At 67.5% G+C, this 13,167-nt stretch carries 8 protein-coding genes and 2 pseudogenes; 6 read left to right on the top strand and 4 right to left on the bottom strand.

Features of this window, described 5'->3' with window-relative positions; genetic code table 11:
• Both VF697_RS17080 and VF697_RS17085 read right to left on the bottom strand, forming a co-directional pair.
• Positions 1–1,221, bottom strand: a pseudogene (locus VF697_RS17080) (hypothetical protein); the annotation flags it as partial.
• Positions 1,221–3,962: a bifunctional UDP-sugar hydrolase/5'-nucleotidase gene (locus VF697_RS17085; protein WP_331096279.1), complete on the bottom strand. Its 2,742-nt coding sequence runs from the start codon at positions 3,960–3,962 to the stop codon at positions 1,221–1,223. The pseudogene VF697_RS17080 and the gene VF697_RS17085, both read right to left, overlap by 1 nt.
• A 119-nt stretch (positions 3,963–4,081) precedes the next feature.
• Here VF697_RS17085 and VF697_RS17090 point away from each other — a divergent pair, with 119 nt between their 5' ends.
• Positions 4,082–4,756 (top strand): NUDIX hydrolase, encoded by a 675-nt coding sequence (locus VF697_RS17090; protein WP_331096280.1) that lies wholly within the window; start codon positions 4,082–4,084, stop codon positions 4,754–4,756.
• 81 nt (positions 4,757–4,837) lie between these two features.
• Entirely contained in the window at positions 4,838–6,295 is a 1,458-nt protein-coding gene (locus VF697_RS17095) for an MFS transporter (protein ID WP_331096282.1), read from the top strand.
• Positions 6,296–6,410: 115 nt separating this feature from the next.
• On the opposite strand, the gene VF697_RS17100 is transcribed toward VF697_RS17095, so the two are convergent.
• Positions 6,411–7,331 (bottom strand): DUF3396 domain-containing protein, encoded by a 921-nt coding sequence (locus tag VF697_RS17100; RefSeq protein ID WP_331096284.1) that lies wholly within the window; start codon positions 7,329–7,331, stop codon positions 6,411–6,413.
• A complete protein-coding gene (locus tag VF697_RS17105) occupies positions 7,328–8,155 on the bottom strand; it encodes a hypothetical protein (protein WP_331096286.1) in 828 nt (275 codons plus the stop codon). The genes VF697_RS17100 and VF697_RS17105 overlap by 4 nt, the downstream gene beginning before the upstream one ends.
• A 299-nt stretch (positions 8,156–8,454) precedes the next feature.
• Here VF697_RS17105 and VF697_RS17110 point away from each other — a divergent pair, with 299 nt between their 5' ends.
• The 4 genes and pseudogenes from VF697_RS17110 to VF697_RS17125 form a co-directional block, all read left to right on the top strand.
• Positions 8,455–10,014: a hypothetical protein gene (locus tag VF697_RS17110; protein WP_331096288.1), complete on the top strand. Its 1,560-nt coding sequence runs from the start codon at positions 8,455–8,457 to the stop codon at positions 10,012–10,014.
• A gap of 54 nt (positions 10,015–10,068) precedes the next feature.
• Entirely contained in the window at positions 10,069–10,812 is a 744-nt protein-coding gene (locus VF697_RS17115; protein ID WP_331096289.1) for a hypothetical protein, read from the top strand.
• A gap of 145 nt (positions 10,813–10,957) precedes the next feature.
• A complete protein-coding gene (gene pdhA / locus VF697_RS17120; protein WP_331096291.1) occupies positions 10,958–12,082 on the top strand; it encodes a pyruvate dehydrogenase (acetyl-transferring) E1 component subunit alpha in 1,125 nt (374 codons plus the stop codon).
• Positions 12,083–12,098: 16 nt separating this feature from the next.
• Positions 12,099–13,118 (top strand): annotated as a pseudogene (locus VF697_RS17125) (pyruvate dehydrogenase complex E1 component subunit beta); the annotation flags it as partial.
• Positions 13,119–13,167: the final 49 nt, after the last annotated feature.

The raw sequence follows: 13,167 nt of genomic DNA on the forward strand, positions 1-13,167 counted from the left end.
GGGGAAGCGCACGTGGTGCACCTTCACCAGCGCTGACTCCAGGCTCTCCAGCTTCATGTTGTCATTGTAGAAGCCGCACAGCTTGTCGACGGGGCCGGGCGACAGGGAGTCCGGCAGCCCGCAGTGGCGCAGGTTCAGCTCCACGGGCGGGTTGAGGTTCAGGTACTTGTTCCACTGCTCCGGCGGCAGCTCGCGCACGTGCTCTCGCACCGACCACGAGGGGAAGGTGAGCTGCGTGGTGGAGGTGAACTCCTGGAGGGAGCCGGCCAGCGTCCACAGCAGATCTCCCGGGTCGAGTCCCTCGGGGAAGCTGTAGTTGTAGACGTACATGGAGCCGAAGGTGCCCGGCAGGTAGCCGCTCGGCTCGGTGGGATCCGGCACGCGGCAGGCCGTCATGTCGGTGACGTAGAATCCCGAGGGATCCGTCCCCGTCACCAGCAGCGTCACCGGCTTGGGCGGCAGGACGTCCACCTTGCCATCCTTGTCCACGTCGATGTCCGGGCAGTTCTGGTACAGCACGGAGCCGGACTCAGGGGCGCGGCCGATGGTGACGAACTGCCCCACGAAGGGCGAGGACCGGTTGTCCGGCACCTGCGGGCGCTGGATGGAGGCCAGCGTGGGCTCGGCGAAGAACACGGGCGCGGAGGCGCCGGCGGCGTAGGAGCGGCCCGTGTCGGGCTCCTTCGGGAACTGCTCGGGGTCCGCGCTGCCGGCATCGGTGTGGTAGAGGATGCCGCCATCGACGTAGGTGGGCTCGAAGCGCTCGTCCTTCACCCAGACGCGCACCTCGCCATAGAGGAACTCGGCCCGTACCTTGCCGATGCCCCGCCCCTTGGTGAGCGTCGTCCAGTGATACTTGTAGGTACCGGTGAGCCTGCCCGGCTCCACCTGAAAGGCCACCGCCTCGTTGAAGTCGAACGGCTGGCCGTTCTTGTCCAGCGCGGTGATGTCCAGCGTCATCTCCACCGGACCATTGGGGGCGATGTAGCGGCAGTCCTCCGTCCCGCGCACCTCGGGGGGCACCTGCTCGGTCGCGGTGCCGTAGCGCTTGATGCAAGAGGGGACGACGTCGAGCGCCTGTGGGGCGCCGCTGCCGTTCACCGCGTTGATGCTCTGCACGAGCACACGGAACGAGCCCACGCCGGAGGGCTTGGCGTTTTCCACGCTGTAGCAGCCGGACACGGCGGCGGTCGCGGCCAGGAGGAGCAGACTCTTCTTCATTACTTCACCCTCCGGCCGATACGGCCATCCGCGGACGCATTGGCGATAGGCATTTCCGTGGGGTTCTCACAGAAGCTCTCGAGCTGCCGGGTGACCGAGCCGCACTCCTGGGCACCCTTGAGCGCGTCGCGGCAGTTGCAGCGGCCGGTGTACGGGCCCGAGGGCACGATGCACCGGGCGACGATGTCATTCTCCGTGAGATTCGGCACGTTGCAGGCCCCGGCGATGTCGGGCACGGTGAGGAACTGTTTGCACGCGCAGGTGCCCACCTGGGCCGTGGGCACGGCGCACGTGGTGCGGATCTGCTCCGGCGTGAGGTTCGGCGTGTTGCAGAGCGTGGGCGCGTTGGCGGGCACGGTGAGGATCTCTCGGCACGTGCAGTCGCCCACCTTGGCCGTGGGCACGGCGCACGTGGCGCGGATGTCCTCCAGCGGGAGGGCGTCGCAGCGCTGGGGCACTGCGGTGGGCAGCAGCTTGAGGACATCCCTGCACTCGCAGGTGCCCACCTTGTCCTTGGGGTTCTTGCCGCACGTGGTGCGGATCTCCCCCATCGTGAGGTCTGGCTTGTTGCAGAGCTGGGGCAGGTCGGTGGGCGCGTTGAGGAGCTGGCGGCACGTGCAGTCGCCCGCCTTGAGAGCCAGCAGGTCCTCGAAGTCCTTGGCCTTGCCGCAGAAGTTGCGCAGCTCGTCGTCCACCACCCACTTGCCATCATGCAGCGTGCCGCACTGCTGGCCCGTCTTGGAGGTGGTGCGGCCCTGGTTGATGTCCTCGCAGGTGCAGAAGCCCTGCATGTAGCCGATGAGCGAGTCGCGCAGGGAGATGCCCGTCTCCTGGCGGGTGGTGTTGCGCTTGAGGACGCTGAAGCCCGAGCCTCCCTTGGCGATGTAGTCGTTCACCGCCACGCGGTACATGCCGTTGGGGTTGATGGGGTTGCCGTTGATGAAGACGTCCGTGGCGGTGTGGGCCCAGCAGCGGGCACCGTCCTGGTCCTGGAGGCACTGCCAGGGCGCGTGGCCCTCGCGGTTCGCCTGGGGGCAGTCGGCGGCGTTCTTCGCCGGCTCGCAGGGAATGCGCAGCTCGTTGAGCTGCACCTGGGCGCAGTCCATGGTGAAGCGCGCGCCGGAGACCTGCGCCTGGCTGAGGCAGCCGCGGCTGGCGGAGCGATCGGCCACGAAGTCGAGCATCTCCTGAATCTCCACGCCCGAGAGGTTCATGATGTTGATGGTGTTCTCGAACGGGAACACGTTGAACATCGCCTCCTGGGTCACCGCGCCGGCGTAGAGGTTGTCGCGGATGCCGAGCGAGTTGGTGAGGGCCATCTCCGCCTCCACGGCGCGGCGCCTGCGCATGGAGTCCGCGGTGATGTTGCCCAGCGGCGAGTCACCGCTCGAGGAGGTGTTGTTGCGGCGATCCAGGTCGCGCGGCGCGTAGGAGAAGATGGAGGTGAGCTGGAGGTTGAAGTCCATGCCCAGCAGGTAGGGCTGGAGCAGGTCCGTGGTCTCGCGGTCCTCCAGCTCCTGGCACTTGCGGACGGCCTCGCGCACGCCCGCGGCGTTGATGAAGGAGCCCAGGGTGCGGAACGTGTCGTTCTTTTCCTTCTGGTACCAGTCGCGCTTGGCGTCGTCGCACCACAGGCCGTCCAGGGGGAAGGGGCGGTAGGAGTGGCTGACCACCTCGGCGCCATCCAGCGTACCCTTCTGCTGCGGCACCTTCACCATCACGTCCAGGCGGCCCACGTACTTGGCGAAGGCGCCCGAGTGGGCGATCAGCACCTTGCGGCCGCTGGGATCGCTGAGCTGCTGCGGCGGGTTGAGCACCACGTGCAGGTGGCCGCCCAGGATGATGTCCAGGCCGGACACGCCGGGGATGCGCACCTTCACCACGCCCTGGGGGTTGTTCTCCTGCTCCGGAGAGGCCCACTCGAGCAGCTCCCACCGATCGTGCTCGCGCTCCAGGTAGGGCCTGGCGCGCTCGTACTCGTAATAGGCCTCGTAGCCGCGGACGAGATCCTGATCCTCGGTGAGCCCCAGGTGGCTGACCACCACGACGAGGTCCACCACCGGGCGCAGCATCTGCACGTAGGCGCGCGCCGCCTCGTTCTGCTCCAGCGGGGTGGCCTGCAGCGAGTTGCCACCCTCCACCAGCGAGTTGAGCGAGGCGAGGTTGGCCATGCCGATGATGCCCACCTTGAGGCCCTGCACGTTGCGGATGACGTAGGGCGAGGTGTTGAGCGCGGCCTGCTCGTTGCCGGCGTCCTTGGGGCTGTCCCAGTAGTAGTTGGCCGCCATCAGCGGGAAGGTGGCGAAGTCGCGCGCCTTCTCCACGAAGTTGCGCAGGCCGGCGTCGAACTCGTGGTTGCCGATCACCGCCGCGTCCAGCCGCGCCCGGGACAGGAAGCGGAACTCGGCCTCGCCGCTGTTGACGTTGAAGATGGGCGCGCCCTGGAAGCAGTCACCCGAGTCCAGGTGCAGCACGCGCTCGGAGCGCTCGCGCTCGCGCTTGAGGATGGCCGCCATGCGGGTGGCCCCACCGAAGGGGCCCACGTCCGGGATGAGGCCGAGGTCGGTGTCCGTCTTCAGCGGCGCGAAGTCGTAGGGGATGAGCCGCGAGTGGATGTCCGAGGTGTGCAGCAGCGTGAGCCGGACCTCCTGACCGCTGAGGTCGGTGTCCTCACCCTCCATCACGGGCATACAGGAGGCGGAGAGCAGGGCACACAGGAGGCCGAGCAGAAGACGTCGCATCGGGGGGAATCCGGGGGGCTTGAAGAATTTGACCGCTAGACGACGGCGCAAGGTACGAGATCATCCCCAGGTGGGCAAGCAACGCCCCCACGTCAGGTCCTTCCGGTAAGGGAGCAGGCATGCGAACGAGCAGTCAGTCTTCCGTGACGGATATCGAGATCATCGAGGATTTCTCGGCAACCGCGCGCTGCGATGAGGGTTTCCTGCGAGTGCGGCGGCTGCGGTGCCAGAACCGGCGCGCGGACGGCACGGCGTCCAAGGTGTACCGGGTGGACGTGGTGGACCGGCCGCGGCTGGATGCGGTGGCGGTGCTGGTGTACCGCCGCGGTGTGTCGGGGCTGGAGGTGCTGACGCGGATGAACCTGCGGCCGGCGGCCTACTTCCGGCGCGGCAAGGAGATGACGGTGCCGGACGGGGCGACGTACCTGCGGGTGGAGGAGATCGTCGCGGGGCTGCTGGAGCCGGAGGACAAGGGCGAGGCGGGCCTGCGTCACCGCGCGGCCGAGGAGGTTCACGAGGAGGCTGGGTACGAGGTGAAGCCGGAGGAGATTCAGCTCCTGGGAGCGGGCTTCTTCCTGGCGCCGGGCATCCTCTCGGAGAAGGTGTTTCCGGCGGCGGTGGACGTGACGGGCAAGGAGCCTGGGGTGCCGAAGGGGGATGGCTCTCCGTTGGAGGAGGGCACGCACTTGCAGTGGAGGCCCATCCGCGAGCTGCTGGCGCTGTGCCGCAGCGGGCAGGTGCCGGACGCGAAGACGGAGATCGCCCTCCTGCGGCTGCTGGCCGAGCAGGCGTGACGGGATGAGGCCGAGGGTGGCCGGGAGGGGCGGGACCGGGTAGGGTGCGCCCGTTCCGTCTCTCCCCACCGAGGTCGCCTGATGTCGTCGTTGCCCCCGTGGCTTCAGCCGCTGCTGCCGATCCTCATCCTGCTCGCGGCGATCGCGCTGGTGCTCGCGCGGTTGCCCAAGGTGGAACTGGGGCATACCGAGGCCTTCAAGCGCCGCCGCCTCCTCAACTGGTTCCCGCTGGGCATGACGTACGCGTTCCTCTACATGGGGCGCTACAACGTCAACGTCGCCACCAGCGCGCTGGGCAACCGCACCACGAACGAGGACTTCGGCACCATCTTCTTCTGGGGCACGCTGACGTACGGCTTTGCCTTCCTCCTCAATGGCCCGCTGACGGACAAGCTGGGCGGCCGCAAGACGATCCTTCTGTCCGCGGCCGGCTCGTCGGTGTGCAACGTGCTGATGGGGGCGGTGGTGTACGGCGTGCTCAATGGCGGGTGGCAGCCGCCGGGCGGCCTGGTGGCCACGCTGTCCTTCCTCTACGCGCTGAACATGTACTTCCAGAGCTTCGGCGCGGTCTCCATCGTCAAGGTGAACGCGGCCTGGTTCCACGTGAAGGAGCGCGGGCTGCTGGGCGGGGTGTTCGGCATCCTCATCTCGCTGGGCGTCTACTTCGCCTATGACTGGAGCCGCCTCATCTCCAAGGCGGCGCCCACGTGGTGGGTCTTCTTCGTGCCGGCGGCCATCCTCGCGGCCTTCGTGGTGCTGGACTTCTTCGTCATCCGCGACACGCCGAGCCACACGGGCCATCCCGACTTCGATACGGCCGATGCCTCCTCGGGCGACACCGGACCGCAGCCCGGAGCCAAGGACGTGTTCCTGAAGATGATCCGCAATCCGATCATCCTCACCATCCTGGCCATCGAGTTCTGCAGCGGCTACCAGCGCAACGCCATCATGCAGTGGTACCCCAAGTTCGCGAAGGCCACGGGACTCGGCGAGTCGTTCGTGGCGGCCAACTGGGGCATGCTGCTGTGCGTGGCCGGTATCACCGGAGGGATGTTCGCCGGCATCATTTCCGATCGGGTGTTCGACTCGCGGCGCGGGCCCGTCTCCGCGGTGCTCTACGCGGGCATGGCCCTGGGCGCGGTGGCCTCGCTCTTCCTGCTCCAGACCTGGATGCTGGGCTGGACGGTCATCTTCATGTCCCTGTGCGTCATCGGCGTGCATGGGATGCTGTCGGGCACCGCCAGCATGGACTTCGGCGGCAAGAAGAACGCGGGCCTGGCGGTTGGCATCATCGACGGCGCCGTCTACGCGGGCACCGCTCTCCAGTCGCTGCTGCTCGGCAAGCTCCTCCCCTCGGGCGAGGCGGCGAAGGATGCCGCCAACTGGAGCAACTGGCCCATCGCCCTGGTGCCGCTGTCCTTCCTCGGTCTGCTGCTGGCCACCCGGGTGTGGAATGCCAAGCCGCAGCCCAAGACGGCGCCGCAGCCCGCGGCCATCCCCGCCTCGGCGCCCGCCGCTCGCACCGGCACCGAGGGCTGAGCAGCGCGTCCGCCGCGGTTCCTGAAAACGGCCCGGGAGCCCGCTCACTTCTAGTCGACTAGAAGTGATGTGCTCCTTGGGCGTACATGTCACTCGTAGTCGACCCCTCTGAGAGTCAGGGCTCGTCGAGGAAGCGGCGCTCCCAGCGGCGGACGTGCTCTGGAACCTCGAGGTGCGCGTGTCGGGACTCCGTGCGGTAGAGCCAGGGCTCCAGCACGCGCGCCAGCTCCCGATAAGCGGGGAGCGTGCGGCCCTGCTCCGTATCGCCGGCCTCTGGTTGTGGACCCAGGGTGATGACGGCCCGTTCTCCCTCCAACTCCTGCACGGTGGTCCCCGGTGAGTGGAGCCGTGCCCTCAGGGCCGCCGCGCCTCCGAGTTCGCCCAGCACGGGCTGGCCCAGGAAGTTCAACCAGTGCACGCCTTTGAGCCGCGTGCCGATGTCCGACGAGAGAAGGAACGGGTCGGGAATGTCCATCCCCGGGTTGCGGAAGCTCAACTTGTGGACCTCTCGCTCCACGCCGAGCAGGTCGGTCTCACAGTTGAAGGAGAGTCCGGCATGGCCCGAGCAGAAGGGCAGGGGCTTCGCCAACTCCAGCGCCAGCTCGCGTACCCGCCCCGGGCCGTGTTGCTCCAGGAACTCGGTGGGCAGCCAGAACGACACCGCCGATACCAGTTTCGACCCGTCGCTCTCCCAGGGGAGTGGCTTGAGCGTGCTGCCGCGGTACGCGAACGAATAGCGATTCTCGCGGGTCGACGCATCCGCCAGGTGGATGTTGGCACTGCGGGGGCGCCGCAGTTCTTCTCTGATGTGCGTCCAACCGGCGTCATCGAGCTTCTGCCAGCAGCCCTCCTGACCCGCGTACACGCCAAGCGCATTCGGTTCCACGGCGCGCAAGTAAGCATCCAGGGAGTGCATCACCCCTTGTGCTACCTGCGCGTGGGGGTGGCGCATGTAGAACGTAAGGCTCAGCCCATCGCGAATCAGCAGGTGTCCGTTCTCCGCGTAGATCCGGACTCTCGGAGGGTGCTCACTCATTCGGTGACTCCCAATCGGGGTACGACGCGTGCTGGTTTCGCCCCCAGTACCTTCTTGTACATCTCCCCTTGATTCGACCCAGCGTAGGGATGGTCGTCCGGGTAATCGTCCCACTTGGGAACTCGATCACTGCTCACGCAGGGGAACTTGAAGTCGTAGATCTCCTGCACCGTGAGCGGGTCGCCCGCGTGAATCACCACGTCGGGCTGGAGCGAGCCCAGCAACTCGCCGCCATTGCCGGTTTCCTCCAGGAGCCGCTCCTCCTCGCGGCTGACCAGCTTCCAGCGTCCCGTCCTTGAGTCGTAACGGTAGCGCGGCTCCAGGCTGAATCGTCCCGGGCGCAGCTTGCCCAGTCGCTCCCCTGCGCATTTCAGGGCCTCGTCGTGCATTTCCACGCCCAACTGCATGGCCCACGTCATGCCCTTGCGCTTCGCGTTCCTCGCCGGCTCATTGCACTCATCGGCATTGGGGCTGGGCTCCTCGAAATCGCCCTGGTGCCGCAACAGGACCTCCGAGCGGGCCAGGTCCGCGCATTCCGCGAGCGTCTGGTCGATGGCTGCCTTCTCCGCCACGTTTAGCGCCACTTTCAGAACGGCGGTCGTGGAGGCGATTTCCTTCCCATAGAGCGCGACGCACCCGGAAAGGCTGTGGCGGCAGGTGGCCGATGGAGAGTCGACGTAGCGGAACGATGAGGGGTGCCTGGGAGTGGTCGCACAGGCCTGGAGGAACACACAGCCGACGAGCAGCCACCATGCCCTGCGGAGGGGCCGATAGGGCCTCTGGATTCGTACCTCTTCGAGCAGGCGGCTCCTGGGGGTGGCCATCGTCGGTCGTCCATGTTGGGAGCAGGTCCGTTCCACCGGGCCTGCTGCGCTACCCCGCACTTCATCACTTCCCGTGGACCAGAACCGAGGACCGCCTTCCCGCGCCCCTCCCTCATTTGAGGTCAAAAGAGATGAGCCCGTCCTACATGCTTCGAGTCCTGGCCCGGTGACGTCAGCGAGGGGGACTGCTTCTGGACGTCCGGAAGTGAGGCGGGGCCTCGACGGGAGGCGTTCACTGGCCGCCAGCTTTGGTCCCTGGGTCACTAGGACGTGACAGGCCCGTGACCTAGAGTGCGGGTGTGTCCCAGGCCCCCGTCCCGCTGTTGCAGAACCGGCTCGACATCCACGACCGGAAGCAGTTCGAGATCAAGCTCGAGTACCAGCCCTCCGGGGCGGACGACGAGACGCGCTATCTCGTGGAGACGTACATCTTCCTGCCGGCGAGCCTGAACATCGACGCGGAGACGTACCCGCGGGCGGACTTCTACGCGGACATCCACAACTACGTGCGCTTCAAGACGCCGGTGATGACGCTGGCGGAGCTGGTGTCCGTGGACGGCTCGCCCCTGACGCGGCTGGAGGCGGGGCTGCGCACGGGGCTCACCAGCGAGTCGGAGCTCGTCTACCAGTCCAAGCTGCTGTCCTGCATCTTCCGCGGGGCGCTGCGGCGCTTCGCCCACAGCGTGGACGAGCGGTGCGAGGCCATGGTCCGGGCCGGAGATGCCTCGTGCGCGCAGCTCGAGGTGGACGTGCGCGCGGCTCGGGACGGAGCGCGGCGGGTGCTGGCGCGCTTCCGCGAGTGGGCGCGCTCGGCCAACCACTGCCGGCTGCAGGAGAAGACGCGCGCCTCCATCCGCCTGGTGGACGAGTACATGAGCCTCACGGTGGAGCAGTTCTTCCGCAAGTCCGTGGCGGACATGGACGCGCTGCCGCGCTCGGGCATCTACATCGAGTTGCGCAAGGAGATGATGGAGGAGGTGCTGCGCGAGGAGCAGTACCGCAAGGACCACCAGCTGCGCTCGGTCCTCAGCCCCACCGGTGACAACGAGGAGTACATGCACCGGTGTGGCCTGCTGAAGAAGTTCTGCATGAACATCCTCTTCCTCTCGGCGCGGCGGGCCTCGCGGCGCCAGAGCTGGGAGGAGGTGTTGTTCGCGCTCGCCGCGGGCGTGGCGATGACGTTCGCCACGGCGGTGGCCTTCTGGGCGCAGGTGCGCTTCACCCAGGCGAGCCTCAACTTCTTCCTCATCATGGTGGTGGGTTACATGATGAAGGACCGCATCAAGGAGGGCATGCGCCGCATCTTCAGCCAGGTGGCGGCGCGGCACCTGTATGACCGCACGGCGCGCATCGTGGATCCGGTGACGGGCCGGGGCTTGGGCACCTGCGAGGAGAAGGTGGACTACGGCAGCGCGGTGAAGGTGCCCGAGGCGGTGGCCGCATTGCGCTCCCGTGACGACTTCATCACCGTGCTCCAGGGCGAGCTGGCCGAGACGGTCATCCGCTACCAGAAGCAGGTGGTGCTGGACGTGGAGCTGCTGCCGCGCACGGAGCGGGGGCTGAGCGGCATCACCGACATCATCCGGCTCAACGTGGAGCGCTTCCTGCGCGACATGGACGAGCCCGAGTACGCGCTGGAGTACGTGGACCTGGAGGACTTCTCCGTGGGCCGGGTGCGCGGTGCGAAGAGCTACCAGGTGGACCTGGCCTTCCGCTTCATCGTCCAGGAGGCGGGGCAGGAGCGGGTGTCGCTGCAGCTCGTCCGGCTGGTGCTGGACCGCAACGGCATCAAGCGGATGTTGCGCCTGGGTCCGTCGGAGCAGCCCCCCCAGCCCGAGCCCATCCGCTCGGCCGCCTGAGCGGCGTGAATTCCTCGCTGCCCGGGCGCGAGGTGGCATGTATCCTCAGGGACCATGGCCTCGAACCTCAGAACCCGTGTCCAGCAGGGCTGGCAGCAGACGCTGCGGGCGATTCTAGAGCAGGCCCGCTCGCTCGGCTCCCAGGCGGTCCTCGCCTTCGACCTGGACTCGACCCTCTTCGACAACCGGCCGCGACAGGCGCGCATCCTCCGGGAGTTTGGCCAGGCTCAGGCCTTGGAGAAGCTCGGCACCTGCGAGCCGCACCACTGGGAGAGTGGCTTCGACATGCGAGGGGCCATGCGCAACTGTGGCCTCTCGTCCGAGGAGGTGGAGGCCCACTTCGAGGCGGCCCGCAGCTTCTGGCTCAAGCGCTTCTTCACCAGCCACTACTGCGAGGACGACGTGGCCATCCAGGGCGCCGCGGCCTTTACCCACGCGGTGGCGGCCACCGGGGCGCATCTGGCCTATGTGACGGGACGCCATGAGGGCATGCGGCCGGGCACCATCGCCTGCATGCGCCGCAACGGGCTGGCCCTGCCCGGCGAGGGGCGGGTCCACCTGCTGATGAAGCCCACCGAGCGCGAGGACGACGACGCCTTCAAGCGCACCGCCCACGCCCGCCTGGGGGAGTTGGGGCAGGTCATCGCCGCCTTCGACAACGAGCCCACCCACGCCAACGACTACCTGCGCCGATTCCCGGGGGCCAAGGTCGTCCATCTGGCGACCGACCACTCGGGCCGACCGGTGGTGCTCCTCGACGAAATCGTGTCCGTGCCGCACTTCTCATTCGAGCCGTGACGCAATGCGCCTAAGGGTGGGGCGCAGGACTTGCCCGCCCGTTTTGCGCACGAAACCCCTTGCAGTCCCATGTCCGCGCGCTATGGAGGCGCACGGCGTCTGCCGCCCCTCACGTGGGGCGGTCTCTTCGACGGAGGCATTGGCGGTGGCCAGCAAGTACTCGAAGGACCTGCTGTTGACGATGTACCGGAAGATGTACCTCATGCGCCGCTTCGAGGAACGAGCGGGCCAGCAGTACGGTCTCGGGAAGATCGCCGGCTTCTGCCACCTGTACATCGGCCAGGAGGCCGTGGCAGCGGGTGTCGAGGAGGCCATCCGCCCGGATGACTACATGCTCTCGGGTTACCGCGACCACGCCCAGCCGCTGGCGCGGGGCTCGGACCCGGGCATGGTGATGGCGGAGCTCTTCGGCCGCACCGGGGGCTATAGCAAGGGCAAGGGCGGCTCGATGCACATCTTCGACATCGAGAACCACTTCTACGGCGGCTACGGCATCGTCGGCGCGCAGATTGGCCTGGCCGCGGGCATGGCCTTCGCCAGCCGCTACCGCAACGAGGACCGCATCACCGTGTGCTACTTCGGTGACGCCGCGGCCAACCAGGGCATCTTCCACGAGACGTTCAACATGGCGGTGAAGTGGAAGCTGCCGGTGCTCTACATCTGCGAGAACAACCGCTATGGCATGGGCACGGCCATCGCGCGCGTCGCGGCGGTGCCGGAGATCCACAAGCGCGGCGAGGCCTACAACATGCGCCACGAGGCCGTGGACGGCATGGATGTGCTGAAGATGTACGAGGCGGTGAAGGACGCCGCCGCGTACATCCGCGCGGGCAACGGCCCGGTGCTGATGGAGGCCAACACCTACCGCTTCCGTGGCCACTCCATGGCGGACCCCGCCACCTACCGCACCAAGCAGGAGGTGGAGGACGAGCGCAAGAACGACCCGATTCCACGCCTCCGCGACTACGCCCTCAAGCAGGGCCTGGCGAAGGACGAGGAGTTCGAGGCCATCGAGGCCGAGGTGAAGGGGCAGGTGGACGCGGCGGTGAAGTTCGCCGACGAGTCGCCCGAGCCCAGCCTGGACGAGCTGTGGAAGGACACCATCGTGGAGGAGGGCGAGGAGGATGTGCGCCCCCGCGAGCGCGTGCTGGGCCAGAAGGTGACGAAGTGGCCGAGCTACCCCTCGGGCCAGGAGCTGAAGGTGACGTGGGACCTGGAGCCGCGCGAGCAGGCCGACAAGGCGGACAAGGCGGCCGGCCTCAAGCGCTAGTCCTCTTTCCACTGACGACAACCTACGGATTTCGCATTCGGAGCCAACAATGGCCGAGTTGATGTACCGCGAGGCGCTGAACCAGGCGCTCGCCGAGGAGATGGAGCGCGACGCCAACGTCTTCCTGATTGGTGAGGAAGTGGGTCGCTACCAGGGCGCCTTCAAGGTGTCGCAGGGACTGCTGGACCGGTTCGGGAGCGCGCGCATCATCGACGCGCCCATCTCCGAGCTGGGCTTCACCGGCCTGGGCGTGGGCGCCGCGATGGTGGGCCTGCGTCCGGTGGTGGAGATGATGACCTGGAACTTCGCCATCCTGGCGATGGATCAGATCGTCAACAACGCGGCGAAGCTGCGGCACATGTCGGGCGGCCAGCTGCGCTGCCCCATCGTGTTCCGCGGCCCGGGTGGCGCGGGCGGCCGGCTCTCCAGCCAGCACAGCCAGGCGCTGGAGTCCACCTACGCCCACTTCCCGGGCCTGAAGGTGGTGGCCCCGGCCACGCCGGCGGACGCCAAGGGCCTGCTCAAGTCCGCCATCCGCGATGAGAACCCCGTCATCATGATCGAGGGCGAGCGCCTCTATGCCCTCAAGGGCGAGGTGCCCGAGGGCGAGCACATCGTCCCCATCGGCAAGGCGGACGTGAAGCGCGAGGGCAAGGACGTCAGCCTCATCACCTGGTCGCGCATGTACTACTTCTGCGAGGAGGCCGCGAAGCAGCTCGAGGCCGAGGGCATCTCGGTGGAGATCCTCGACCTGCGCACGCTGCGTCCGCTGGACGAGGAGGCCATCCTCGCCACCGTGCGCAAGACGAACCGCGCGGTCGTCGTCGAGGAGGGCTGGCCCCTGGCCGGCGTGGGCGCGCAGGTGGTGGACATCATCCAGTCCAAGGGTTTCGACGACCTGGACGCCCCGGTGATGCGCATCACCGGCCTCGACGTGAACATGTCCTATGCGGCGAACCTGGAGAACGCGATCCAGCCGGACGCGCCCAAGATCATCGCGGCCGTGAAGAAGGTCCTCTACCGCGAGGGAGCCTGAGACCCGTATGGCCACGCCCATTCAGATGCCTGCCCTCTCTCCGACGAGG

Source organism: Archangium sp. (genome assembly GCF_036388035.1).
GTDB lineage: Bacteria > Myxococcota > Myxococcia > Myxococcales > Myxococcaceae > Archangium.